Here is a 23,012-nt window from a genome sequence, read left to right as displayed (position 1 = left end):
CGTCGCGGGCCCGCCGCCCTCCGCGACCCCCGTCAGCAGCCGGGCCGCCGCCGACGCGTCCGGGCGCCGCGCCGGGTCCTTGTGCAGGAGCTGCTGGAGCACCGGCCCCAGCGGCCCCGCGTTCCGGGGCTCCGGCAGAGGCTCGGAGACGATCGCCGTGAGCGTGGACCACGTGGACGTACGGCGGAACGGCGACGCGCCCTCCACCGCCGCGTACAGCGTGGCGCCGAGCGCCCAGACGTCGGAGGCGGGCCCGGGCTGATCGCCCTGCGCGCGCTCGGGTGCCAGATAGTCCAGCGAGCCGACGAGTTCGCCGCTGCGGGTGAGGTGCGTGGTGGAGCCGTCCCCGGGGTCCTCCATGGCGGCGATGCCGAAGTCGGTGAGGACGACACGGCCGCCGCGGTCCAGCAGGACGTTGCCGGGCTTCACGTCGCGGTGCAGGACGCCGACGGCGTGGGCGGCGGCGAGCGCCTCCAGGACACTCGCGCCGATGCGGGCGGCCTCGCGCGGGTCCATGGTGCCGCGTTCCGCGAGGACGTCGGCGAGCGAGGGCCCGTCGACCAGCTCCATCACGATGACCGGGCGGCCCTCGTGGTCGGCGATGTCGTGGACGGCGACGACCCCGGGGTGACGGACGCGCGCGGCGGCGCGGGCCTCGCGCCGCATGCGCAGCCGCAGCTCGGCCAGTTCGGGCCCGGAGGAGTCGTTGTACGTACGGAGTTCCTTGACGGCCACCTCGCGGCCGAGCACCTCGTCGACGGCCCGCCAGACGACCCCCATGCCCCCGCGGCCGAGCTGCCGGACCACCCGGTACCGGCCGGCGATCAGTTCGTGTTCCCCCGAAGACACCGCTGCCCCGTTCCGTTCCCTCGTCGCGTCGTGAACGCGTACAGGGTACGGGGCAGCGGTGACGGTCCCGGCGCGCGTCGGCTACTGGGCGGTCGCCGTCAGGTCGCCGCGCCGCGGAGAGGCGAAGCGGTCCAGGTCGGCGCGGGTGAGGCCGGTGAGCCGGGCGACCTCGTCGGTGTCCAGGGCGCCGCAGTCGATGCCACGCAGCAGGTAGGAGCTGAGGGCCTTGGCGGTGGCGGGCTCGTCCATGACGTCGCCGCCTGCCTGGTTGGCGTACGCGGAGAGGCGCGCCGCGGCCTGCTCGTAGCCCTCGCGGTAGAAGGCGAACACGGCGGCGTACCGGGTGGGCAGGTGGCCGGGGTGCATGTCCCAGCCCTGGTAGTAGGCGCGGGCCAGGGCGCGGCGGGTGAGGCCGTAGTGGAGCCGCCAGGCGTCGTGGACCTTCTCGGTGGGGCCGACGGGCAGGACGTTGGTGGAGCCGTCGGAGACCCGCACGCCGGTGCCGGCGGCGGCGACCTGCATGACGGCCTTGGCGTGGTCGGCTGCGGGGTGGTCGCTGGCCTGGTATGCGGCGGAGACGCCGAGGCAGGCGCTGTAGTCGAACGTGCCGTAGTGGAGGCCGGTGGCGCGGCCGTCGGCGGCGTCGATCATGCGGGCGACGGTGGCGGTGCCGTCGGCGGCGAGGATGGACTGGCTGGTCTCGATCTGGATCTCGAAGCCGATCCGGCCGGGCTCCAGGCCGCGCGCCTTCTCGAACTCCTCCAGGAGCCGCACCATGGCGGTGACCTGCTCGGGATAGGTGACCTTGGGGAGCGTGAGGACGAGCCCGTCCGGCAGGCCGCCCGCCTCCATGAGGCCGGTGAGGAAGATGTCGAGCGTGCGGATGCCGCGGTCGCGTACGGCGGACTCCATGCACTTCATGCGGATGCCCATGTACGGGGCGGCGGTGCCGTTCCGGTAGGCGTCGGCCACCAGGCGGGCGGTGCGGGCCGCGTCCCGGTCCTCGTCGGCGTCGGTGCGGCCGCCGTAGCCGTCTTCGAAGTCGACGCGCAGGTCTTCCACGGGCTCGCGCCCCAGCTTGGCGCGTACGCGCGCGTGGACGGGCTCCGCGAGCTCGGCGGGCAGGCCGAGTACGGCGGCGAACGAGGCGGCGTCGGGCGCGTGCTCGTCGAGGGCGGCGAGGGCGCGGTCGCCCCAGGAGCGGATGGTGTCGGCGGCGAAGGCGTCGCCCGGTACGTACACGGTGTGGACGGGCTGGCGGGTGCCGGGGTCGCCGGGGTAGCGGCGGGCGAGCTCGGCGTCCACCGAGGCGAGGGAGGCGCTGATGCCCTCGCTGACCGCGCCGGCGAGGCTCGTCGCCACCTGCTCCCGCTCCTGCTCCTGACCCATGACCCGTAGCCCTCCACTCTGCACGAATTCCGCTTTCCGGAATCAACAATCCGTATGGTGAAGTTATCCGGGGCGGCTGAGCTGCGTCAATGGCGTCTCATCGCTGCCTGGCCGCCGCCTCGCCGCCGTCCCGTCACCGCCTCGTCGCCGTCCCCATGGTCTCCGGAAACGGCCCGGGGCCGCGCGGCGAGTGCACCGCGCGGCCCCGGGCCGTGAAGACGTCGCAGATCAGCCCTTGCGGGTCTTGATCTCCTCGGTGAGCTGCGGAACGACCTCGAAGAGGTCGCCGACCACGCCGTAGTCGACCAGGTCGAAGATCGGGGCCTCGGGGTCCTTGTTGATGGCCACGATGGTCTTCGAGGTCTGCATACCGGCGCGGTGCTGGATCGCGCCGGAGATGCCGGTGGCGATGTACAGCTGCGGCGATACGGACTTGCCGGTCTGGCCGACCTGGCTGGTGTGCGGGTACCAGCCGGCGTCGACGGCGGCGCGCGAGGCGCCGACGGCGGCACCGAGGGTGTCGGCCAGGCCCTCGATGAGGGCGAAGTTCTCGGCGCCGTTGAGGCCGCGGCCGCCGGAGACCACGATCGCGGCCTCGGTCAGCTCGGGGCGGCCGGTCGACTCACGCGGGGTGCGGGAGACGACCTTGGTGCCGGTGGCCTTCTCGGAGAAGGAGACGGACAGGGCCTCGACGGCGCCCGCGGCCGGGGCGGCCTCGACCGGGGCCGAGTTCGGCTTGACCGTGATGACCGGGGTGCCCTTGGAGACACGGGACTTGGTGGTGAACGCGGCGGCGAACACGGACTGCGTCGCGACCGGGCCCTCGTCGCCGGCCTCCAGGTCGATGGCGTCCGTGATGATGCCGGAGCCGATACGGACGGCGAGGCGGGCGGCGATCTCCTTGCCCTCGGCGGAGGACGGGACCAGGACGGCGGCCGGGGACACGGCCTCGTACGCGGCCTGCAGCGCGTCGACCTTCGGGACGACGAGGTAGTCGGCGAACTCGGCGGCGTCGGCGGTGAGGACCTTGACCGCACCGTGCTCGGCGAGCGTGGCGGCGGTGGCCTCGGCGCCGGAGCCGAGGGCGACGGCGACGGGCTCGCCGATGCGGCGGGCCAGGGTCAGCAGCTCCAGGGTGGGCTTGCGGACGGCGCCGTCCACGTGGTCGACGTAGACGAGAACTTCAGCCATGGGATTGCTCTCCTGCGAATGCGAAGTCTGAGGGGGCTGTCGGTAGCTCGGGCTCTGCGCTCCGGCGCCGTGCCGGCGCTGCGCGCTCGCGAGCCTTAGATGAACTTCTGGCTCGCGAGGAACTCGGCGAGCTGCTTGCCGCCCTCGCCCTCGTCCTTGACGATCGTGCCGGCCGTGCGGGCCGGGCGCTCCGCCGCGGAGTCGACCTTCGTCCAGGCACCGTCGAGGCCGACCTCGTCGGCGTCGATGTCCAGGTCGTCCAGGTCCAGGGACTCCACCGGCTTCTTCTTGGCGGCCATGATGCCCTTGAAGGACGGGTAGCGGGCCTCGCCCGACTGGTCCGTCACGGACACGACGGCAGGCAGGGACGCCTCGAGCTGCTCGGTCGCGGCGTCGCCGTCGCGGCGGCCCTTGACCGTGCCGTCCTCGACGGAGACCTCGGAGAGCAGGGTGACCTGCGGGACGCCCAGGCGCTCGGCGAGGAGCGCGGGCAGGACGCCCATGGTGCCGTCGGTGGAGGCCATGCCGCAGATGACCAGGTCGTAGCCGGTCTTCTCGATGGCCTTGGCCAGCACCAGCGAGGTGCCCATGACATCGGTGCCGTGGAGGTCGTCGTCCTCGACGTGGACGGCCTTGTCGGCGCCCATGGACAGCGCCTTGCGCAGGGCGTCCTTGGCGTCCTCGGGGCCCACCGTCAGGACGGTGATCTCCGCGTCGTCGGCCTCGTCGGCGATCTGAAGCGCCTGCTCGACCGCGTACTCGTCCAGCTCCGACAGCAGGCCGTCGACGTCGTCGCGGTCGACGGTCAGGTCATCGGCGAAGTGCCGGTCGCCGGTGGCGTCGGGCACGTACTTCACACAGACAACGATCCTCAAGCTCACGCCGGCTCTCCTACTGCATCGTCATTACTGGGCTGCCTTGTTGCACGCAGCATAGGCGCCTTGTCGGGCGGTTTCCGCTCGGGGCGGCGGGCGCCCCGCAACGAAATATTACTCGTCAGTACACCGGCTGGACTGCTGGTAAGCAAGCGCTTTGGACTGTGACCTTGGCAACGCTGCGTAACCGGGATCTGTCAGTCGCGCAGCGCGCTGAAACGGCCCTGGTGGTACAGCAGCGGGCGGCCTTCACCGGCCGCCGGGTCGCCTGCGACGATCTCCGCGATGACGAGGCGGTGGTCGCCCGCGGGGACGCGCGCGACGACCCGGCCGACGAGCCAGGCGAGCACGCCGCCGAGCAGCGGGACGCCCTCGGGTCCGGTGCGCCAGCGGGTGGGCGGGGCGAAGCGGTCGGCGCCGCTTCGCGCGAAGGTGGCGGCCAGGTCCTCCTGGTGCTCACCGAGTATGTGGATGCCGATGTGCCCGGCGGCGGAGACGGCCGGCCAGCTCGACGACGAGGTGCCGATGCCGAACGAGACGAGCGGCGGCTCGGCGGAGACCGAGGTGAGCGACGTGGCGGTGAAGCCGACCGGACGGCCGCCGGTGGCCGGGTCCCCGGGCGCCGTGATCACGGCGACCCCGGCGGCGTGCCGGCGGAACGTCGAGCGCAGCAGATCGGGCCCGGCGGCGTGCGGGGCGGGAACGCCGTGAACGGGGACGCCCTGGGCCGCCGGCACGCCCTGCACGGGGATGCTCTGGACGGGAATGCCCGTGCCGGCGCCGCCCGGGGCGGCGAGGGGTGCGGTCCGGAGGTCGGAGGTGGCCGTCATGGAGTTGTCCTTCTGCGAGAGGCGCGAATGAGGGGTCCGTGGCTGCTCAGACACCCGGACAGAGCGCGCTCGCGATGCGGGCGAGGTCGACGTGGACGCGCCCGTGGAGAAGGAGTTCGTACGGCACGGGCGCCAGCCTGACGAGAGGCGGCGGGCGCCGTCAAGGCCGTACGGGAAGATGGGACGCGTGTCACGGCCGGTCAGCGGGGGTCTCACGTGCCATGTCCGTGCCCGTGTCCGGGTCCGTGCCCCGGTCCGCCACGGCCCGGCCGAGTGCGGCGATCACATCCGCCTTGCGCGGCAGGCCCGCGCCTCTGCGGACGACGCGCCCCTCGGCGTCGAGCACGAGCACGGTGGGCGTACGGGCGATGTCGAGGGCGCGGACGAGGTCGAGCCGCCGTTCGGCGTCGATCTCGACGTGGGCGACACCGTCGACCATCGCGGCGACCTCGCCGAGGGTGCGGCGGGTGGCGCGGCAGGGCTGGCAGAAGGCGGTGGAGAACTGGACGAGGGTGGCCCGCTCGCCGAGCTCGGCGCCCAGTTCGCCGGGGCTCAGCGCCCGCCCCCGCCCGTGTGCGTAGCCGTCTCGCACCGCTGCCGCCTCCCTGATCACCGTCTGTGTGCCGCCGGGTCGCCCGGTATCCCGTACAGCTGTTCTGTACAGCTGTCCCGTACAGCGTCGTGGCCGGTCCGGAGGATTCCCGCAGGCCCGGCGCGGACCCGGCGCGGAGCCGGGGACGTGACGAGTATCTCGCCCCGATTCGGCCCCATCGTGCGCCCCGGGCTGGCCTGTGCGCGGCACATCGGGCAGCATCTGCCCCATGCCGGATACCTACGGCTCCGTAACTTCCGCCGGGAGAACCCTCCCCAGGCATAGAAGAAGGGTGTTCTCCTGATGGCAGAACTCGTCTATCGGCCGGTCATCGGCGCCGCGCTCACGATGTTCAAGGCGCTCGACCTCAAGATCGACACTCAGGGTTCGGAGAACATCCCGCGCACCGGCGGCGCGGTGCTGGTCAGCAACCACATCAGCTACCTGGACTTCATCTTCACGGGCCTCGCGGCGCTGCCGCAGAAGCGGCTGGTGCGGTTCATGGCCAAGGAGTCCGTGTTCCGCCACAAGGTCTCCGGGCCGCTGATGCGCGGCATGAAGCACATCCCGGTCGACCGGAAGCAGGGCGAGGCGGCCTACGCGCACGCTCTGGACTCGCTGCGCGCGGGCGAGGTCGTCGGGGTGTTCCCGGAGGCGACGATCTCGCAGTCGTTCACGCTGAAGAGCTTCAAGTCGGGCGCGGCGCGGCTGGCGCAGGAGGCCGGTGTGCCGCTGATCCCGGTGGCGCTGTGGGGGACGCAGCGGCTGTGGACGAAGGGCCGGCCGCGCAACTTCAAGCGCAGCCACATCCCGGTGACGATCCGCGTGGGCGAGCCGGTGGAGGCGCCCGCGGACCAGTACGCGGGCGCGATCACCCGGCGGCTGCGCGGGCGCGTCCAGGAGCTGCTGGAGGCGGCCCAGCGGGCGTACCCGGTGCGCCCGAAGGACGCGGGCGACACCTGGTGGATCCCCGCCCACCTCGGCGGCACCGCACCCTCCCCGGCGGAGCTGCGCTAGCAGACCGCCGGCGGACCGCTAGCGGAGGGTGACGCGGGCGCCCGGGCTGAGTTTCTCCAGGGACTCCGCGAGTTCGGTGCCGGCGGCCTCCAGGTCCGTGCGGCTCATGGGGGCGAGGCTCTCCAGCAGGAACAGCGCGTTCACGGACTCCTCGGTGAGCCGGGTGCGCACGCCCTGGCGCCAGTTCCAGCGGCGGCAGGTGACGCCCTCGTCGTCGCGCCAGACGATCTCGCCCGGCTCCGGGTGCTCGACGGTCTCGGCGCCGCCCGCGACGGTGACGAAGGGCTCGTCGCCGGTGGCGCGGACCAGGCGCATGGTGCCGCGGATACGGTCGGTGTCCTCGCCGCCGACCGGCACGAGATGCGCGACGCTGACGGCGTTGTACGCGTCGACGAGCCGGTTGACGCGCGGCAGTCCGCCGTCCGCGAGCGCCCGCCGGGCGAGTGCCTCCGCCGAGTTGCGGGTGCGGGACGGCTTGGCGCCGAACGCGGTGTAGGCGTCCCGCCAGGCGGCCATGTGCGCGTCCTCGTGCGGGGCCCGGCCGCCGAGCCGCTCCGCGAGGCGGCGCGAGGCGTCGTCGAGGAGCGCCGAACTGGCCGCGTCGCTGGGCCCGTTGACGAGGCCGCGCGCCTCGACGGCCAGGTGCGTGAAGCCGGGGACGAGGCCGCGTACCTCGTCGTGGACGGTGAGCGTGATGGTCATGGTCCGCCGTTCAGAGTTCCGTGGGCAGGGTCTGCCACAGGTGCGTCAGGTCGGTGGCGGCGCGCAGCGCTTTCAGCACGACCGGATGAGGTGCAGCGTACAGCACTGGACAGTCCACTACATTGGACTCTGGTCGTACGGGGAAGGCAAGCCGCTCCTCGTCGAGCGAGAACCGCGCGTCCACGCCCGGCCTATTGCCGCGCGGGTCCTGGCGGGCCCACTTCTCCCGACCGGGGAGTCTGACGGCGACGAGGCCGTGAACCACCTCGAACCGCTGATAGCACAGCGCGGTGGGGATGGACCGGGCACGCAGCAGCGCGGTGAGCGCGTGCGCCTTGGCGAAGCAGATGCCGGTGCGCTGCTCCAGCACGTCGGAGGCGCGCCAGGTGACGCGCGGGTCGCCGGTGTCGGCGGAGTGCGGAATGGTGTCGCGGACGAACATAAAGGCCGCCTCGGCGTATGAGTATGCGTCCGCATGCTCGGCGGCCAGCCGGTCCACGGTCTCCCGCACGCGGGGGTGCTTGTGATCGATGACCTCATCGGCGACGAGGTACGCGGACAGTTCGGGACTCTCCTGGATCAGCTCCATGGCCCCGGAGCGTACGAATACGGCCGACCGGACGTCAATCGTTTTCCGGTCGGCCGCATACTCATACACACAGGGGGGAGGGCCCTAGCGGGACATCTCCTCCTTCAGCGCCTGGAGGAACGCGTCCACGTCGTCCTCCGTCGTGTCGAAGGAGCACATCCAGCGCACGTCGCCTGCCGCCTCGTCCCAGAAGTAGAAGCGGAACCGCTGCTGGAGGCGCAGGGTCACGTCGTGCGGGAGCCGGGCGAACACGCCGTTGGCCTGCACCGGGTAGAGGATCTCCACGCCGTCGACCGCGCGCACCCCGTCCGCGAGGCGCCGCGCCATGGCGTTGGCATGCCGGGCGTTGCGCAGCCACAGGTCCTTGGCGAGCAGCGCCTCGAACTGCACGGACACGAACCGCATCTTGGAGGCGAGCTGCATCGACATCTTGCGCACATGCTTCATGTGGCGGCCGACCTCGGGGTTGAGGACGACGACCGCCTCACCGAAGAGCAGGCCGTTCTTGGTGCCGCCGAGCGTCACGATGTCCACGCCCACCGCGTTGGTGAACGTCCGCATGGGGACGTTCAGCGACGCGGCCGCGTTGGCCAGCCGGGCGCCGTCGACGTGCACCTTCATGCCGAGGCCGTGGGCGTGCTCGACGATGGCGCGTATCTCGTCCGGCGTGTACACCGTGCCGAGCTCGGTGTTCTGCGCGAGCGAGACGACCTGCGGCATGGCGCGGTGCTCGTCGTCCCAGCCGAACGCCTGCCGGTCGATCAGCTCGGGAGTGAGCTTGCCGTCCGGGGTCGGCACCGTGAGCAGCTTGAGGCCCGCCATGCGCTCGGGGGCGCCGCCCTCGTCCACGTTGATGTGGGCCGTCTCGGCGCAGATCACCGCGCCCCAGCGGTCGGTGAGCGCCTGGAGGGCGGTGACGTTGGCGCCGGTGCCGTTGAACACCGGGAACGCCTCGGCGGTGGGCCCGAAGTGGCTGTGCATCACCCGCTGGAGGTGGTCGGTGTACTCGTCCTCGCCGTAGGAGACCTGGTGGCCTCCGTTGGCGAGTGCGAGGGCCGCCAGGATCTCGGGGTGGACGCCGGCGTAGTTGTCGCTGGCGAAGCCCCGTACCGACGGGTCGTGGTGACGACGGGCGTCGGTACGGGTGGGGAACGCCGGGGTCACGGCTTGGGGGTCAGCCACAGACGCTGTCCATTCACTTCCTGGGCGGGCCGGTCCCAGACGCCGGCGACGGCGTCCGCCAGGTCCTTGACGTCGGTGAAGCCCGCGAACTTCGCATTGGGGCGCTCGGCGCGCATCGCGTCGTGCACCAGTGCCTTGATCACCAGGATGGCAGCCGCCGCCCGGGGGCCCTCCTCGCCCCCGGCCTTGCGGAAGGAGTCGGCGAGCGCGAGCGTCCACGCCTCGGCGGCCGCCTTCGACGCGGCGTACGCGGCGTTGCCCTCGGTCGGGGCGGCGGCGCCGGACTGGCTGATCAGCACGAAGCGGCCCCGGTCGCTGCGCTTGAGCGCCTCGTGGAAGGCGAGGGAGGTGTGCTGGACCGTACGGATCAGCAGCTTCTCCAGCAGGTCCCAGTCGGCCAGGTCGGTCTCGCCGAAGGTGGCGCCGCCGCGCCAGCCGCCGACGAGGTGGACGAGGCCGTCGATCCGGCCGAACTCCTTCTCGGTCTTGTCGGCCCAGGCGCGGGCCGCCGCCGGGTCGAGGAGGTCGACCGTGTCGCCGGTGACGGTGGCGCCGCCGTGGGCGTACCGTGCGGCGTCCACGGCCTCGGCGAGGCGCTCGGGGCTTGCGTCGGCGGCGACGACCGTGGCCCCGGCCTCCGCGAGCCGCAGCAGGGTGGCGCGGCCCGCCGGGCCGGCCGCTCCGGCGACCGCGACGACGGCGCCGTCCAGCGCCCCGCCGTTACCGCTCCCGTTGTCCGTCATGCTGGTCGCCTCCCGCGTCCCCGACGTGTCCGCCGTGCCTCTTGTGCTTCCTGTGGTGCCTGCCGTGTCAGCCCTACCCGGCGCGTCAGGGCTCACGCGGCGGCCTTCTCGACGTCGGCGGCGGTGATGCCCTTGGTGGAGGCGATCACGGACTTCAGCTTCTTGGACAGTGCCTCGAAGAACATGCTGAGCGGAAACTCGTCGGGCAGCACGTCGTCCACGAGCTTGCGCGGCGGCAGGGACGTGTCGAGGGCGTCGGGGCCCTTGGCCCAGCGGGAGCCGGGGTGCGGGGCGAGGTAGGTGGACACCAGGTCGTACGCGGCGAACCAGTGGACCAGCTTGGGGCGGTCGATGCCGTCGCGGTACAGCTTCTCGATCTCGGCGCACAGCTCGTTGGTGACCTGCGGGGCGCGCTCCCAGTCGATGCGCAGCGTGTTGTCGGTCCAGCGGACGACGTCGTGCTTGTGGAGGTACGCGAAGAGGAGCTGGCCGCCGAGTCCGTCGTAGTTGCGGACGCGGTCGCCGGTGAGCGGGAAGCGGAACATCCGGTCGAACAGCACCGCGTACTGGACGTCACGGCCGTGCGGGTTGCCTTCGGCCTCCAGCTTCACGGCCTCCTTGAAGGCGGTGAGGTCGCAGCGCAGCTCCTCCAGGCCGTACATCCAGAACGGCTGGCGCTGCTTGATCATGAAGGGGTCGAAGGGCAGGTCGCCGTGGCTGTGGGTGCGGTCGTGGATCATGTCCCACAGTACGAAGGCCTGCTCGCAGCGCTTCTGGTCGCCCAGCATCGCCGCGATGTCCTCGGGCAGTTCGACGCCGAGCACGTCGACGGCGGCCTCGGTGACGCGGCGGAATCGGGCGGCCTCGCGGTCGCAGAAGATGCCGCCCCAGGTGAAGCGCTCGGGGACCTCGCGGACGGCGACGGTCTCCGGGAAGAGGACGGCCGAGTTCGTGTCGTAGCCGGAGGTGAAGTCCTCGAAGGTGATGCCGCAGAACAGCGGGTTGTCGTAGCGGGTGGCCTCCAGGTCGGAGAGCCACTCCGGCCACACCATGCGCAGCACGACGGCTTCGAGGTTGCGGTCCGGGTTGCCGTTCTGCGTGTACATCGGGAACAGCACGAGGTGCTGGCGGCCGTCCTCACGCTCGGCGGCGGGGTGGAAGGCCATCAGCGAGTCGAGGAAGTCCGGCTCCGCGTAGCCGCTGTCGGCCCATTTGCGCAGGTCGGCGACGAGGGCCCGGTGGTATTCGGCGCCGTGCGGCAGCAGCGGGGAGAGCCGCTGGACGGCGTCGATCACCCGTAGCAGCGTGGCGTCGACGTCGGCGCGGGAAGGAGCGTTCTCGGCCTCGAAGTCGATGGAGCCGTCCGCGGACTGCCGGACGCGGATCTCCTCCACGGCATTCTTGAGCTCGGGCCACGCGGGGTGGTCGATCACCCGCGTGTCGGTGGACACTCCCCCACCGGCAACGTCCTGCACAAGAATTTCCGTCATCTCACTTCCTCCACAGGAGAACCTAGCGTTAAGGCACCGTATCCATGTGCGGTTCTCCGCCACAAGGGGGGCGGGAAGAAATTATCCTGCCGACCCCCTATGGTCACCGCCGATTTTCCTGTCTCGCAAGGTGAGGGCGCGCACTTCACGCGCCAGGAGGCCGCTTGGGTCGGTGAGTTGCACGACGGGTTCCGCTGCGCAGCAGGACGGTTACGCTGCGAAGGGGCCGCGCGACCGCCGTGCCGCGCGGGATCCGCCGTCGACGGAAGCGAGAAGACCTTGAGTTTCCTCACCATCGGTCATCGCGGAGTGATGGGTGTCGAGCCCGAGAACACCCTGCGCTCCTTCGTCCGCGCCGAGCAGGCGGGGATGGACGCCATCGAACTGGATCTGCACCTGAGCAAGGACGGCGCGCTCGTCGTCATGCACGACGCGGAGGTGGACCGGACCACGGACGGGACCGGCCCGATCGCCGACAAGACCCTCGCGGAGCTGCGCGAGCTGGACGCCGGGCAGGGGGAGCGGATCCCCGTCTTCGACGAGGTCCTGGACGCCGTACGGGCTCCGCTCCAGGCCGAGATCAAGGACGTGGCCGCCGCGCGTGCCCTGGCGGCCGTGATGCACCGGCGGGACCTGGTCGGCCGGGTCGAGGTGTCGTCGTTCCATGACGAGGCGGTCGCCGAGATCGCCCGTCTGGTGCCGGGCGTCCGTACGGTGCTGATCGCCAGCCGCTGGGGGCCGGACATCGTGGAGCGAGCCCGTGCCGTCAGCGCGGGCGGGCTCGCCCTGGACGTCCGCCGGCTGACCCTGGAGGACGCCGAGCGGGCCCGCGCCGCCCGGCTGCGGGTGATCGGCTGGGTGGTGAACACGCCGCAGCACCTGCGGCTGGTCCGCGCCCTGGAGCTGGACGGGGCCACCACGGACTACCCGGAGATCCGCAGGACCGGCCGCTTCCTGGCCTGACCGGCGCCGTACGCGTTGCGGTCCCGTACCGAAGTCACCCGTGCCCGAGGTGTAACCGGCGCCCGCCGGGGAACCCGCGTGCTGGATTTTGCCGTGTTCGGCGTGAATCCTGGACAGACAGGACACAAAGGGACGGACAGCGACGGACTGGGCTGACTGGGACGGACGGTACGCACACATGAGTAGCGGTTTTCTCGGACCCGAGGGCTTCGGCCCCGACCCGTTCAGTGAATTTCTGGCCCGCCTCTTCGGAGGCACCCCTAGCTCGTCGGCGGCCCGCCGCGGCCCCCGGTACAGCGACATCGCCCGCATGATGAGCGAGCCGGCCCGCCGTATGGTCGACAACGCCGCCTCGTACGCGGCCGAGCACGGCAGCGCGGACCTGGAGACGGAGCACCTGCTGCGCGCCGCGCTCGACACCGAGCCGATCAGGGACCTGGTGGTCCGCGCGGGCGCCGACCCGGACGCGCTCGCCGAGGAGATCGACCGCACGGCGGGCGAGGGCCCGCCGCAGGCCCGGATCGCCGTCACGCCCGCCGTGAAGCGTGCCCTGCTGGACGCCCACGACCTGGCCCGGCACATCGGCGCCTCCTACATCGGCCCCGAGCACGTGCTGGCCGCGCTCGCCGCCAACCCCGACTCGGCCGCGGGCCGCATCCTGCGGTCCGCCAGGTTCGACCCCGGCTCGTTCTCCGGGCCCCCGTCCGGGCAGGCACCGCAGCGCGGCACGCCGTCCGGCGGCTGGGAGAACACGGCGGCGGACCACCGCCCCGCCCCGCAGCACGGCACCCCGACGCTCGACAAGTACGGGCGCGACCTCACCGACATGGCCCGCGCCGGCCGGATCGACCCGGTCATCGGCCGGGAGCTGGAGATCGAGCAGACCGTCGAGGTGCTGTCCCGGCGCGGCAAGAACAACCCCGTCCTGATCGGTGACGCCGGGGTCGGCAAGACCGCCGTCGTCGAGGGCCTCGCCCAGCGCATCGCCGACGGCGACGTGCCCGACACGCTCACGGGCCGCCGTGTCGTCGCGCTCGACATGACCGGGGTCGTCGCCGGCACCCGCTACCGCGGCGACTTCGAGGAGCGGATGACCGCGATCATCGAGGAGATCCGTACGCACTCCGACGAGCTCGTCGTCTTCATCGACGAACTGCACACCGTGGTGGGCGCGGGCGGCGGCGGAGGCGGCTCCGAAGGCGGCTCCATGGACGCGGGCAACATCCTGAAGCCCGCGCTCGCCCGCGGCGAACTGCACGTCATCGGCGCGACCACCATGGACGAGTACCGCAGGTACATCGAGAAGGACGCGGCGCTCGCCCGCCGCTTCCAGCCCGTCCTCGTTCCCGAGCCGAGCGTGGAGGACGCGCTGGAGATCCTGCGCGGCCTGCGCGACCGGTACGAGGCGCACCACCAGGTCCGCTACTCCGAGGAGGCGCTGCTCGCCGCCGTCGAGCTGTCCGACCGCTATCTCACCGAGCGGTTCCTGCCCGACAAGGCCATCGACCTGATCGACCAGGCCGGCGCCCGGGTCCGGCTGCGCGCCCACTCGCAGCCCACCGACGTGCGCGTCCTGGAGCGGCAGATGGAGCAGGTGATCCGCGACAAGGACCAGGCCGTCGCCGCGGAGCAGTACGAGCGGGCCACCGAACTGCGCGACCGCGTCCTGGAGCTGGAGGCCCGCATCAGGGCCAGCCGCGCCGAGCCGGAGGTGGGCGACGGCCAGGTCCTGGAGGTCACCGCCGAGGACATCGCGCAGGTCGTCAGCCGCCGGACCGGCATCCCCGTCAGCCGGCTCACCCAGGAGGAGAAGGACCGGCTCCTCGGCCTGGAGCAGCACCTCAAGGAGCGGGTCGTCGGCCAGGACCAGGCCGTCGCCGTGGTCGCGGAGGCGGTGCTGCGCTCCCGCGCCGGCCTCGCCGACCCGCGCCGCCCCATCGGCAGCTTCCTGTTCCTCGGCCCGACGGGCGTCGGCAAGACGGAGCTCGCCCGGGCCCTCGCGGAGCAGCTGTTCGGCAGCGAGGAGCGCATGGTCCGGCTGGACATGAGCGAGTTCCAGGAGCGCCACACCGTCAGCCGGCTGGTCGGCGCGCCCCCCGGGTACGTCGGCCACGAGGAGGCCGGGCAGCTCACGGAGGCGGTGCGCCGCCACCCGTACTCGCTGCTCCTCCTCGACGAGGTGGAGAAGGCGCACCCGGACGTCTTCAACATCCTGCTCCAGGTCCTCGACGACGGGCGGCTGACCGACTCGCAGGGCCGGACGGTCGACTTCAAGAACACCGTCGTCGTCATGACCAGCAACCTCGGCTCCGAGGCCATCGGCACCGGCCGCGGCCTGCTCGGCTTCGGCACGGCGGAAGGGGGCGGCGACGAGGAGGCGCTGCGGGAGCGGGCGCTGCGGCCGCTGCGGGAGCACTTCCGCCCCGAGTTCCTCAACCGCATCGACGAGATCGTCGTCTTCCGCCGCCTGGAGGGCGAGCAGCTGCGGAGGATCACGGATCTGCTCCTGGAGGACACCCGGCGCCGGATGCGGGCGCAGGACGTGACCGTGGAGTTCACGCCGGAGGCCGTCGACTGGCTCGCGGAGCGGGGTTACGAGCCGGAGTACGGCGCCCGCCCGCTGCGCCGCACCATCCAGCGGGAGGTGGACAACGAGCTGTCCCGGCTGCTGCTCGACGGGCGCCTGGAGGCGGGCGGCCGGGTCCGCGTGGACGCCGTGGACGGGCGGCTGGACTTCCGCACGGAGGCTCAGGAGGAGGGTGCGGGGCCCGCGGGCGGGGTCAGTCCGGTCGGCCCAGTTCCTTGATGAGCAGCTCGAACCGCAGGTCGTCGCGGCGCGGCACGCCGAAGCGCTCGTCGCCGTACGGGAACGGGGTCATCCGTCCCGTACGGCGGTAGCCGCGCCGCTCGTACCAGGCGATCAGCTCGTCGCGTACGGAGATGACGGTCATGTGCATCTCGGTCGCGCCCCACTCCTCGTGGGCGAGGCGCTCGGCCTCGGCGAGCACGCGCCGCCCGAGTCCGCCGCCCTGCGCACCGGGGCGGACCGCGAACATGCCGAAGTAGGCGGCGTCGCCGCGGTGCTCCAGCTGGCAGCAGGCGACGAGGGCGCCGTCCCGCTCCGCGACGAGCAGCCGGGAACCTGGCGTCGTGATGACCGCGCGCACACCCTCGGGGTCGGTGCGCTGCCCGTCCAGGATGTCGGCCTCCGTGGTCCACCCGGCGCGGCTGGCGTCGCCCCGGTACGCGGACTCGACGAGCGCGACGAGCGCGGGCACGTCGGCCTCGGCGGCGTCGCGGAACACCGGCTCGGTGCCGACGCGCGGACCGGCCCCGGGGCCCTGGTCTTCGCTCTGCGTGTCCCGGCGGTCGTGCTGGTCCTGCTGGTCGCGCTGGACCTGCTGGTCCTGGAGCGGTGCGGTGTCCATGGTGCGGTGCTCTCCCCTCGGCTGCTGTCCCGGTGGCCGAGCCTAACGCGCTCCCCCTGTACGCCCCTGCGCTCGCGTGTGCCCCGGCGCCCGCGGGCATCGTCCCAGGGGCCGGGGGCCGGGGCGGGGGTCGAGGGGAGGGTGCTGCGGTGCGGGGACCTGTGGTGTCGGGCTGGCTGCTGGTCGTGCTGTGCGGGGCGGCCGGCGCGTACTGCCTGTGGCGCGCGGTGCGGATGCGGCGGTGCGGTGCGGACGGGGAGCGGCGGGAGGCCGGGGGCGAGGCCGTGATGGCGTTCGGGATGGCCGCGATGGGCGTACCGGCGGCGGTGGTCGCGCCGCCGGACTGGTCGTGGGTGGTGTACGCGGCGGTGTTCGGTACGGCGGCGCTGCGGGCGGCCGGGGGGCTGCGGCGGGGCGGCGGGCGGCACGCGCACCATCTCGTGGGGTCGCTGGCCATGGTGTACATGGCGGTCCCGCTGGCCGGCGGCGCCGCCGCAGCCGGGGCCGGGGCCGGTGACCACGCCGGACACCTCGGTCACGCGGGCGGGGGCCTGCCCCTGGTGACGGGTGCGCTCCTCGCGTACTACGCGGTGTGGGTGCTGCTCGCGGGCGTGCGCCTGGTGCCGTCCGGCACGGCGCGGACGGGGTCCGAGATGGTGGGGGCGTGCCGGCTGGTGATGGGGACGGCCATGCTGGCCATGCTGTGCACGGTGTGACGCCGGGGCTGCGGGAGCGTACGAGCGGGGCGTGCGAGCGGCGTTCCACGCCGTGGTGTGCGTCACTTCCGGCGACACGCCGTGCCTATGTACGGCCTCCCGCTCATAGGCTGACGGTATGTGGGTCTCCCTCGCGCTGCTCGCGCTCGGCGTCGTGGCCGCCGTGGCGGCTCCGCGCCTGCTGGCCCGGGCGGACTGGCCGGAGCGCGAGCCGATCGTGGCGCTGTGGGTGTGGCAGTGCGTGGTGGCGGCGGTGCTGCTGAGCTTCGCCCTGTCGATGACGTTCAGCGCGGCGGCCGCGTGGCAGGCCGTACGAGGCCATGTGTTCGCCCCGGCGCCGCAGGCGGTCGTGGAGGCGTACGGGCTCGCGGACCACGCCCCGTGGTCGGCGGTCCTCGCGGCGCTGCTGGCGTGCGGCGGACTGTGGACCGCGGCGATGCTGACCCGGGTGGTGCGGCGGGCCCGGGCGCGGCGCAGGCGCCGGCGTGCCGAACTCCTGGTGCGGGCCCCGCTGTTGCCGGGCGAGGAGCCGGGTTCGGAGCCGCTGGTGCTGCTGGAGGGCGACCGCCCGGACGCCTGGTGGCTGCCCGGTGCGGCGCCCCGACTGGTCATCACGACGGCCGCGTTGCGCCGCCTGAAGGGGCGTCAGCTCGACGCGGTACTGGCCCATGAGCAGGGGCATGCGCGGGCCCGCCACGACTGGCTGCTGCACTGCGCGTCGGCGCTGGCGGAGGGGTTCCCGCGCATCCCGGTGTTCGCGGCGTTCCACGCGGAGATGCACCGGCTGGTCGAGCTGGCGGCGGACGACGCGGCGTCGAAGCGGTACGGGCGGCTGACGACCGCCCTGGCGCTGGTCGGGCTCAACGAGGACCGGGGCGTGTTCGGCCCGTACCCGGCCGCCCCCGACGCCCAGCTCCCGCAGCGCGTGAACCGGCTGCTGACGGCCGCGCCACGGCTCACGCCCGGCCACCGCCTGCGGCTGACGGCCGCGGCCACGCTCGCACCGGCGGTTCCGCTGCTGGTGGCCCTGGCACCGGGGTTGCGCGCGCTGAACTGACGGCGCCACTCGGCCGAATCGCGGGCGTTCCGTCCCGTGGCTCGGGAAGGATGCCTGTCATGCATCCTTCCACCACGGCCCCCTCCACCCCACCCGACTCATCCGCACCATCGGACGCCTCGCGGGTCACGGCGCGGGCCCGGCGCGTGGCCCTGTGGAGCGGGGCGCTCGCGGCCGTCCTGCTGGTGCTCGTCGCCGCGGAATGGGGGCCGCTGCCGGCGTTCGACCGGGCGGTCGCGGACGTGCTGCACGCGTCGGCTGTGCGCAGCCCCGCGGTGACCGGCGCGAACCGGGTGCTGAGCGACTGGGTGTGGGACACCTGGACGATGCGGGCGCTGGCGGCCGTCGCCGTGGGCGTGCTGTGGTGGCGCGGCGAGCGCCGGTGGGCGGTACGGATCGCGGGCGTGAGCGTGCTGGCGGCGCTGCTCCAGCAGGCTCTGAAGGCGGCCGTGGGCCGGGACCGCCCGCAGTGGCCCGACCCGGTGGACTCGGCGCAGTTCGCGGCGTTCCCGTCCGGGCACGCCATGACGGCGGCGGTGACGTGCGGGCTGCTGTGGTGGGCGGCGGCGCTCTGCGGGGCGCGCCCGGTGGTGGTGCGGGCGGTGGTGGCGGCCGGGGCGGTGTCGGTGCTGGGCGTGGGGCTGACCCGGCTGTACCTGGGCGTCCACTGGGTCTCGGACGTGGTGGGCGGCTGGCTGCTGGGCGTGTGCGTGGTGGCGGCGACGGTGGCGTACGGCGGACGCGGTGTCCGGAAGCCGGGCGGCTGATGCCCCTGGGCGCTGTCGCGACGCCGAGCCGTCGCGGCGAACCGTCGCGCCATCGCGGACCGGGCGATCCCCCGCGTCGCCCGGTCCGGATGACACACATGCCCTCCCGCCGGTGCGCTGCGTGGCGGCAGGGACGCTCTGAGTATATTGGCTGGGAGCCAGTCAACGCAGGAGTAAAGCATGTCCCCGCGGAGCGCATCGGTCAATGAAGAGCTCCGCCGCCGTTCCCGGGAGCGGTTGCTCCAGGCGACGGTCGAGCTCGTGGCCGAACGGGGGTACGAGGCGACGACGCTCGGGGACATCGCCGAGCGGGCCGGTTCGGCGCGCGGCCTGGTGTCGTACTACTTCCCCGGCAAGCGCCAGCTCCTCCAGTCCGCCGTGCACCGGCTGATGCACCTGACCCTGGAGGCGGCCCTGGAGCGGGAGCCGCGCACCGGGGACGGGCGGGAGCGGCTGGCCCGGGCGATCGACGCGATCCTGGGCCTGGCCGTGGAGCAGCCGGTGCTGATGCGCACGCACATGGCGGGCATCCTCCAGGCGGAGGGGTTCGTGCGGTGTCCCGAACAGCAGCGGCTGGCCGCTTTGCTGCGGGACACCGTCGGCCGCTACGGGTCGCGGGACGTGGACGCTGACTACCCGCTGCTGCGGGCGCTGCTGATGGGCGCGGTGTTCGCCGTGCTGCTGCCGGGTGCGCCGATGCCGCCGGCGCGGCTGCGGGCGGAGCTGTTCCAGCGGTACGGGCTGGAGTGGGAGCGCGGGTTCCCGCCGGACGGCGGCGGCCCCGTGGACCGGTCACCGTCCGGCGGAACTGCCGGCGGGCTTTCCTAGTGGGTGGGCTTTCCTAGTCGTCGAAGTCGTCGAAGTAGTCCGGCTGGGTCTGGACGTTGAGCTCGTCCATGCGGATGCGCTTGGCCGGGTCGGTGCGCCGGTCGTCGATCCTCAGGATGTCGAGGCCCTTGCGCATGTCGTTCGAGTAGATGTGGCCGTTGTAGTAGTACGCCGACCACGTGCCGCCGCCGGTCAGCGTGTCGGCGCTGAGCGGGCCGCGTTCGAAGTAGCCGATCTCCTTGGGGCGCCTGGAGTCGGTGAAGTCCCACACGGAGACGCCGCCCTGGTACCAGGACTGGACCATGAGGTCGCGGCCCTTGACCGGGATGATCGAGCCGTTGTGGGCGACGCAGTTCTCGGTGTCGGCCTGGTGGCGGTCGATCTTGTAGTAGCCGCGGAAGAGCAGCTTGCGCTTGTCGCCCTTGCCGGTGAGGGCGTAGATGCCGTCGGCGCCGCGGTTCGGGCCGATGCGCTCGTTGCAGGTCGCGGCGCCGCCGCCGCCGAGCTCATCGGTGAAGATGACCTTGTTCGCCTTCTGGTTGAAGGTGGCGGAGTGCCAGAACGCGAAGTTGATGTTGTCCTGGACCCGTTCGATGACCCTGGGGCGCTCGGGGTCCTTGATGGAGAAGAGGATGCCGTCGCCCATGCAGGCGCCCGCCGCGAGGTCCTTGGACGGCAGCACGGTGATGTCGTGGCAGCCGGTCGTCTTGGAGACGCCCGGGTTGGTGGGCGCGCCGGGGTTGCCGCCGCCGTCCGGGCCCTCGCCCGGGAAGAGGACGGGGAAGCCGACGACCGCGGCGCGCTCGGGTGCGTCGCGCGGCACCTTGATGACGGAGATCCCGTCGTGCGGCGGCTGGCAGTCCGGGAACGCGGCGTTGGGCGAGTACGACGAGACGTACACGTACACGTTCTTGCGCTGCGGCAGGAGCGTGTGGGTGTGGGAGCCGCAGGCGGTCTCCACGGAGGCGACGTACTTCGGGTGGCGGATGTCGCTGATGTCGAAGATCTTCATGCCCTCCCAGGACGACTTCTCGGTCGCCGACTGGGGGGTGCTCTGGCAGGAGTCGTCGCTGCGGGACGAGTCGGTGGACAGGAACAGCAGGTCGCCGGAGACGGAGATGTCGTTCTGCGAGCCCGGGCAGAGGACCTGGGCGACGGTCTCGGGGCGGCTCGGGTCGCTGATGTCGAAGATCTGGAAGCCGTCGTAGTTGCCGGCGAACACGTGGTCGCCCTGGAAGGCCAGGTCGGAGTTGGTTCCGCGGATGCTGGTGAGCGGGATGTTGGCGACGTGCTCGATGTTGTCGCTGTGGACGATCTCGTCGACGCCGGGTATCTCGCCGTTCGCGATGGCGGCGCGGGTGTCGGCCTGCTGCCGCTCCGACACCGTGCCCCGGGCGGCAGGTGCGTCGCCGGGATCCGGGACGGCGGCCGCGGGTCCGGCCGACAGCAGGGCGGCGAGGAGTCCGGCCGCGGCGGTGGCCACGCCCAGTCGTCCAGGTCTCGCACGAGTGGTACGCAACACGGTCATGTGCGTCCTCCGTTGTCTCCGTTCGTGGGTGAACGGGTCTTGGACGACGGCAGTATGTTCCGAGGCATGTACATCTCAACAGATGGCGCGCACGACAACTGACATCGGAGGTCGCCGTGTTGATCCGCAGGAACCGCCGGAACCGCCGTCGCACCACCGGGACATCGGCCGTGGCGGTGGCGCTGTCGGCCGTGCTGGCCCTGTCCGCCTGTGAGTCGGAGCCGTCGTCCCCGGACGGGAAACCGCAGGCCGGAGGGGCCGGCGGGGTGGGTGTACTGGCGCCGGGCAAGCCCGGCGAACCGGCCAGGACGCTGTCCCCTCAGGAGGCCGCGAAGGCGGTGCCCGACGACACACCGAACGACGCCGACTTCTCGTACACGCGCATGATGATCGTCCACCACGAGCAGGCGCTGCGGATGACCGCCCTCGTCCCGGACCGGGCCGCGTCGCAGCAGGTGAAGGGGCTGGCCGCGCGGATCGAGGCGGCGCAGGGGCCGGAGATCGAGGCGATGAAGGGTTGGCTGAAAATCAACGGTGGGGACAGCGGGGACGGTGGGGACGGCAAGGACGGCGGTCACGACCACGGGCAGGACGCCGGGCACGACCACGGCGCCATGCCCGGCATGGCCACGGAGGCGCAGCTGAAGGATCTGGAGGGAGCGCGCGGGAAGGCGTTCGACGCGCTGTTCCTGCGGCTGATGATCACCCACCACGAGGGCGCGGTCACCATGGCGGCCGATGTGCTGGCCAAGGGCAGGAACATCCGGATCCAGGAGATGGCGAACGACGTGATCGCCGGGCAGACGGCCGAGATCCACCGGATGCGCGGGATGTGACACCCTCCCGCGGGGCCGGTACCGGTGGGATGCTGGAAGTTCCTGCGGAAGGAGCGCAGCAGTGCTTCGTGTCGCCGTGATCGGTTCCGGCCCCAGCGGGGTCTACACCGCCCAGTCCCTGGTCGAGCAGACTCTCGTCCCGGACGTGCACGTCGACGTCCTGGACCGGCTGCCGTGCCCGTACGGGCTCGTGCGCTACGGGGTGGCGCCCGACCACGAGAAGATCAAGTCCCTGCAGAACAATCTCCGCACGGTCCTGGAGAACGAGCACATCGGGTTCGTCGGCAACGTCGCAGTGGGCGCGGACGGGCTGACTCCCCGTCGGCTCCTGGAGCTGTACCACGCCGTCGTGTACTGCGTGGGCGCGGCGCGGGACCGGCGGCTCGGCATCCCCGGCGAGGACCTGGCGGGCAGCTGTTCGGCGACCGACTTCGTGTCCTGGTACAGCGCCCACCCCGACGCGGTGACGCACGCCTTCGCGCTGGACACCCGCTCCGCCGTGGTGATCGGCGTGGGCAACGTCGCCGTGGACGTGACACGGATCCTGGCGCGGGGGCCCGACGAACTGCTCGCCACCGACGTGCCGCACGCCGCCCTGGCCGCGCTGGGCGCGAGCCGGGTCCGCGAGGTGCACATGGTCGGCCGGCGGGGCCCTTCGCAGGCCCGGTTCACCACCAAGGAGCTGCGGGAGCTGGGCGCGCTGCCGTCGGCACGGGTCGCCGTCGACCCGGCCGACCTGGCGCTCGATCCGGCGTACGCGGACCCGTCGGCGCTGCCGGCGGTGAACCGCCGCAACGTCGAGGTGCTGCGCGGCTGGGCGGACCTGCCGGTCGCGGCGGCCGCCGGCGCGCGCACGATCCATGTGCGGTTCTTCCTGCGGCCCGTGGAGATCGTCGGCGACGGCGGGCGGGTCGCGGCGGTCCGGTTCGAGCGGACGGCGCCGGACGGCTCGGGCGGGATACGGGGCACGGGGACGTACGAGGAGATCGAGGCCGGGCTGGTGCTGCGGGCCGTCGGTTACCGGGGCGCGCCCCCGGACGGCCTGCCGTTCGACCCGGTGCGCGGCACGGTGCCGCACACGGCGGGGCGGGTGCTGCGGGACGGGGTGCCGTCGCCGGGTGAGTACGTGGCCGGGTGGATCAAGCGGGGCCCGACGGGTGTGATCGGCACCAACCGGCCGTGCGCCAAGGAGACCGCCGCCTCGCTGCTCCAGGACGCGCACCTGCTGGCCCGCCGCCGGGTGGCCGACGACCCGGTCGCCGCGCTGCGCTCGTGGGGGCTGCGGCCGGTGGAGTGGCCGGGCTGGCTGTCGATCGAGGAGGCCGAGGCGGCACTCGGCCGGACGCTGGGGCGCGGCCGGGTGAAGATCCCCGACTGGCCCGGCCTCCTGGCGGCCGCGGACACCGCGCGCTGAGGCCGGTGCGGTACGGGGGCGCCGGG

General features: G+C 72.8%; 23 protein-coding genes. 9 read left to right on the top strand and 14 right to left on the bottom strand.

The genetic code is table 11. The features are described from left to right. The 7 genes from HTZ82_RS01730 to HTZ82_RS01705 all read right to left on the bottom strand — a co-directional run. A partial coding sequence (locus tag HTZ82_RS01730; protein ID WP_175407455.1) for a serine/threonine-protein kinase occupies positions 1–849 on the bottom strand: 849 nt, incomplete at its 3' end. A gap of 81 nt (positions 850–930) precedes the next feature. Then, entirely contained in the window at positions 931–2,238 is a 1,308-nt protein-coding gene (locus tag HTZ82_RS01725) for a DUF6986 family protein (RefSeq protein ID WP_175407454.1), read from the bottom strand. A 228-nt stretch (positions 2,239–2,466) separates the two neighbouring features. Next, the gene (locus tag HTZ82_RS01720) at positions 2,467–3,429 is read right to left on the bottom strand and encodes an electron transfer flavoprotein subunit alpha/FixB family protein (protein WP_175407453.1); all 963 of its coding nucleotides are present in this window, start codon (positions 3,427–3,429) and stop codon (positions 2,467–2,469) included. 95 nt (positions 3,430–3,524) lie between these two features. After that, complete coding sequence (locus tag HTZ82_RS01715) at positions 3,525–4,310, bottom strand: electron transfer flavoprotein subunit beta/FixA family protein (protein WP_175407452.1); 786 nt, start codon at positions 4,308–4,310, stop codon at positions 3,525–3,527. A 191-nt stretch (positions 4,311–4,501) separates the two neighbouring features. Next, positions 4,502–5,134: a flavin reductase family protein gene (locus HTZ82_RS01710; protein ID WP_175407451.1), complete on the bottom strand. Its 633-nt coding sequence runs from the start codon at positions 5,132–5,134 to the stop codon at positions 4,502–4,504. Positions 5,135–5,180: 46 nt separating this feature from the next. Then, positions 5,181–5,261 (bottom strand): putative leader peptide, encoded by an 81-nt coding sequence (locus HTZ82_RS33025; protein WP_375540769.1) that lies wholly within the window; start codon positions 5,259–5,261, stop codon positions 5,181–5,183. 63 nt (positions 5,262–5,324) lie between these two features. Further along, a complete protein-coding gene (locus tag HTZ82_RS01705) occupies positions 5,325–5,726 on the bottom strand; it encodes a thioredoxin family protein (protein ID WP_309235266.1) in 402 nt (133 codons plus the stop codon). A gap of 303 nt (positions 5,727–6,029) precedes the next feature. Between HTZ82_RS01705 and HTZ82_RS01700 the strand changes: the two genes are divergently transcribed. Continuing rightward, positions 6,030–6,743, top strand: a complete 714-nt coding sequence (locus HTZ82_RS01700; protein ID WP_175407450.1) for a 1-acyl-sn-glycerol-3-phosphate acyltransferase — start codon at positions 6,030–6,032, stop codon at positions 6,741–6,743. Between the two features lie 18 nt (positions 6,744–6,761). Here the strand turns inward: HTZ82_RS01700 and HTZ82_RS01695 are convergent, their stop codons facing one another. The 5 genes from HTZ82_RS01695 to HTZ82_RS01675 all read right to left on the bottom strand — a co-directional run bounded on the left by HTZ82_RS01695 (position 6,762) and on the right by HTZ82_RS01675 (position 11,449). Beyond that, positions 6,762–7,445, bottom strand: coding sequence for a B3/4 domain-containing protein (locus tag HTZ82_RS01695; RefSeq protein ID WP_175407449.1), 684 nt, complete (start codon positions 7,443–7,445; stop codon positions 6,762–6,764). Positions 7,446–7,455: 10 nt separating this feature from the next. Further along, positions 7,456–8,034: a transglutaminase family protein gene (locus tag HTZ82_RS01690; protein ID WP_175407448.1), complete on the bottom strand. Its 579-nt coding sequence runs from the start codon at positions 8,032–8,034 to the stop codon at positions 7,456–7,458. Between the two features lie 84 nt (positions 8,035–8,118). After that, on the bottom strand, positions 8,119–9,198 hold the full coding sequence (locus tag HTZ82_RS01685) for a low specificity L-threonine aldolase (RefSeq protein WP_175407458.1): 1,080 nt from the start codon (positions 9,196–9,198) through the stop codon (positions 8,119–8,121). After that, a complete protein-coding gene (locus HTZ82_RS01680) occupies positions 9,195–9,959 on the bottom strand; it encodes an SDR family oxidoreductase (RefSeq protein ID WP_175407447.1) in 765 nt (254 codons plus the stop codon). Before HTZ82_RS01680 ends, HTZ82_RS01685 begins: the two co-directional genes overlap by 4 nt. A gap of 92 nt (positions 9,960–10,051) precedes the next feature. Further along, a complete protein-coding gene (locus HTZ82_RS01675; RefSeq protein WP_175407446.1) occupies positions 10,052–11,449 on the bottom strand; it encodes a DUF6421 family protein in 1,398 nt (465 codons plus the stop codon). 279 nt (positions 11,450–11,728) lie between these two features. On the opposite strand from HTZ82_RS01675, the gene HTZ82_RS01670 reads away from it, so the two are divergent. Beyond that, positions 11,729–12,412, top strand: a complete 684-nt coding sequence (locus HTZ82_RS01670; RefSeq protein ID WP_175407445.1) for a glycerophosphodiester phosphodiesterase family protein — start codon at positions 11,729–11,731, stop codon at positions 12,410–12,412. Between the two features lie 178 nt (positions 12,413–12,590). Next, complete coding sequence (locus tag HTZ82_RS01665; protein ID WP_175407444.1) at positions 12,591–15,218, top strand: ATP-dependent Clp protease ATP-binding subunit; 2,628 nt, start codon at positions 12,591–12,593, stop codon at positions 15,216–15,218. On the opposite strand, the gene HTZ82_RS01660 is transcribed toward HTZ82_RS01665, so the two are convergent. Beyond that, positions 15,193–15,840 carry a GNAT family N-acetyltransferase gene (locus HTZ82_RS01660; RefSeq protein WP_254711557.1) on the bottom strand — a complete coding sequence of 216 codons (648 nt, stop codon included), beginning with the start codon at positions 15,838–15,840 and terminating at the stop codon, positions 15,193–15,195. The genes HTZ82_RS01665 and HTZ82_RS01660 overlap by 26 nt on opposite strands. A 149-nt stretch (positions 15,841–15,989) precedes the next feature. Here HTZ82_RS01660 and HTZ82_RS01655 point away from each other — a divergent pair, with 149 nt between their 5' ends. The 4 genes from HTZ82_RS01655 (at position 15,990) to HTZ82_RS01640 (ending at position 19,208) form a co-directional block, all read left to right on the top strand. Then, positions 15,990–16,556: a DUF5134 domain-containing protein gene (locus HTZ82_RS01655; RefSeq protein ID WP_175407443.1), complete on the top strand. Its 567-nt coding sequence runs from the start codon at positions 15,990–15,992 to the stop codon at positions 16,554–16,556. A 118-nt stretch (positions 16,557–16,674) separates the two neighbouring features. After that, entirely contained in the window at positions 16,675–17,613 is a 939-nt protein-coding gene (locus HTZ82_RS01650; RefSeq protein WP_175407442.1) for a M56 family metallopeptidase, read from the top strand. A 59-nt stretch (positions 17,614–17,672) separates the two neighbouring features. Continuing rightward, positions 17,673–18,380, top strand: coding sequence for a phosphatase PAP2 family protein (locus HTZ82_RS01645; RefSeq protein ID WP_175407441.1), 708 nt, complete (start codon positions 17,673–17,675; stop codon positions 18,378–18,380). 180 nt (positions 18,381–18,560) lie between these two features. Continuing rightward, a complete protein-coding gene (locus tag HTZ82_RS01640) occupies positions 18,561–19,208 on the top strand; it encodes a TetR/AcrR family transcriptional regulator (RefSeq protein WP_175407440.1) in 648 nt (215 codons plus the stop codon). Positions 19,209–19,221: 13 nt separating this feature from the next. Here HTZ82_RS01640 and HTZ82_RS01635 read toward each other — a convergent pair whose 3' ends face one another. Then, positions 19,222–20,736: an LVIVD repeat-containing protein gene (locus HTZ82_RS01635; RefSeq protein ID WP_175407439.1), complete on the bottom strand. Its 1,515-nt coding sequence runs from the start codon at positions 20,734–20,736 to the stop codon at positions 19,222–19,224. 116 nt (positions 20,737–20,852) lie between these two features. Between HTZ82_RS01635 and HTZ82_RS01630 the strand changes: the two genes are divergently transcribed. Continuing rightward, positions 20,853–21,572 carry a DUF305 domain-containing protein gene (locus tag HTZ82_RS01630; protein WP_375540768.1) on the top strand — a complete coding sequence of 240 codons (720 nt, stop codon included), beginning with the start codon at positions 20,853–20,855 and terminating at the stop codon, positions 21,570–21,572. Between the two features lie 61 nt (positions 21,573–21,633). Continuing rightward, the gene (locus HTZ82_RS01625; protein WP_175407438.1) at positions 21,634–22,986 is read left to right on the top strand and encodes an FAD-dependent oxidoreductase; all 1,353 of its coding nucleotides are present in this window, start codon (positions 21,634–21,636) and stop codon (positions 22,984–22,986) included. Positions 22,987–23,012 lie beyond the last annotated feature (26 nt).

Origin of the sequence: Streptomyces sp. TRM64462 (genome assembly GCF_013362995.1) — a bacterium.
In the GTDB taxonomy this organism is placed as follows: domain Bacteria; phylum Actinomycetota; class Actinomycetes; order Streptomycetales; family Streptomycetaceae; genus Streptomyces.
This window is presented reverse-complemented; position numbering and strand designations above follow the sequence as displayed.

What these genes read in the sequence shown, in the direction of transcription:
- HTZ82_RS01725 (WP_175407454.1), bottom strand. Translation starts at nt 2,238, where the DNA reads ATGGGTCAGGAGCAGGAGCGGGAGCAGGTGGCGACGAGCCTCGCCGGC.
- HTZ82_RS01720 (WP_175407453.1), bottom strand. Translation starts at nt 3,429, where the DNA reads ATGGCTGAAGTTCTCGTCTACGTCGACCACGTGGACGGCGCCGTCCGC.
- HTZ82_RS01710 (WP_175407451.1), bottom strand. Translation starts at nt 5,134, where the DNA reads ATGACGGCCACCTCCGACCTCCGGACCGCACCCCTCGCCGCCCCGGGC.
- HTZ82_RS01700 (WP_175407450.1), top strand. Translation starts at nt 6,030, where the DNA reads ATGGCAGAACTCGTCTATCGGCCGGTCATCGGCGCCGCGCTCACGATG.
- HTZ82_RS01695 (WP_175407449.1), bottom strand. Translation starts at nt 7,445, where the DNA reads ATGACCATCACGCTCACCGTCCACGACGAGGTACGCGGCCTCGTCCCC.
- HTZ82_RS01690 (WP_175407448.1), bottom strand. Translation starts at nt 8,034, where the DNA reads ATGGAGCTGATCCAGGAGAGTCCCGAACTGTCCGCGTACCTCGTCGCC.
- HTZ82_RS01680 (WP_175407447.1), bottom strand. Translation starts at nt 9,959, where the DNA reads ATGACGGACAACGGGAGCGGTAACGGCGGGGCGCTGGACGGCGCCGTC.
- HTZ82_RS01675 (WP_175407446.1), bottom strand. Translation starts at nt 11,449, where the DNA reads ATGACGGAAATTCTTGTGCAGGACGTTGCCGGTGGGGGAGTGTCCACC.
- HTZ82_RS01665 (WP_175407444.1), top strand. Translation starts at nt 12,591, where the DNA reads ATGAGTAGCGGTTTTCTCGGACCCGAGGGCTTCGGCCCCGACCCGTTC.
- HTZ82_RS01660 (WP_254711557.1), bottom strand. Translation starts at nt 15,840, where the DNA reads ATGGACACCGCACCGCTCCAGGACCAGCAGGTCCAGCGCGACCAGCAG.
- HTZ82_RS01650 (WP_175407442.1), top strand. Translation starts at nt 16,675, where the DNA reads ATGTGGGTCTCCCTCGCGCTGCTCGCGCTCGGCGTCGTGGCCGCCGTG.
- HTZ82_RS01645 (WP_175407441.1), top strand. Translation starts at nt 17,673, where the DNA reads ATGCATCCTTCCACCACGGCCCCCTCCACCCCACCCGACTCATCCGCA.
- HTZ82_RS01640 (WP_175407440.1), top strand. Translation starts at nt 18,561, where the DNA reads ATGTCCCCGCGGAGCGCATCGGTCAATGAAGAGCTCCGCCGCCGTTCC.
- HTZ82_RS01635 (WP_175407439.1), bottom strand. Translation starts at nt 20,736, where the DNA reads ATGACCGTGTTGCGTACCACTCGTGCGAGACCTGGACGACTGGGCGTG.